Raw genomic sequence first — 444 nt, 5'->3', positions numbered from 1 at the left:
CTCGAATGCATCCGCGATCTCAGCGTGCTCACCGACAAGGTGTTCCACATCTATTCGCTCGGCAAGGAGCGCAATGTCGACGGCATCGAGATCGCCAGGATCGCGCGCGGCATCAGCCACGAGCAGATGCTCGAAGAGCCGTCCGTCTTCACCATCATCAACACCAATTCGCCGCTGAAACTCGATGTGCCGATGATGGAAGGCATCATCCAGATGTCGAGCAAGGGCCAGGTCGTCGTCGTGACGCCGTTTACCCTGTCGGGTGCGATGGCGCCTGTCACCATCGCCGGCGCACTGGTGCAGCAGAACGCGGAGGCGCTTGCCGGCATCGCCTTCGCCCAGATGGTGCGCAAGGGCGCCCCCGTCGGATATGGCGGCTTCACCTCCAAAGTCGACATGAAGTCCGGGTCACCGGCGGTCCGCACGCCGGAAAACATGAAGGCG

The 444-nt window shown here is 62.4% G+C and carries 1 protein-coding gene; it reads left to right on the top strand.

Annotated features, from left to right (window positions below; all coding sequences use genetic code 11):
• Positions 1 to 444: trimethylamine methyltransferase family protein (locus tag EN969_RS34920; RefSeq protein ID WP_206525393.1), on the top strand; the 444-nt coding region annotated here is incomplete at both ends.

It is taken from the genome of Mesorhizobium sp. M7A.F.Ca.CA.003.01.2.1, from assembly GCF_003998945.1.
In the GTDB taxonomy this organism is placed as follows: Bacteria; Pseudomonadota; Alphaproteobacteria; order Rhizobiales; family Rhizobiaceae; genus Mesorhizobium; species Mesorhizobium ciceri.
Note: the sequence above shows the minus strand (reverse complement) of the source record. Positions and strands in the feature narration are given on the sequence as shown.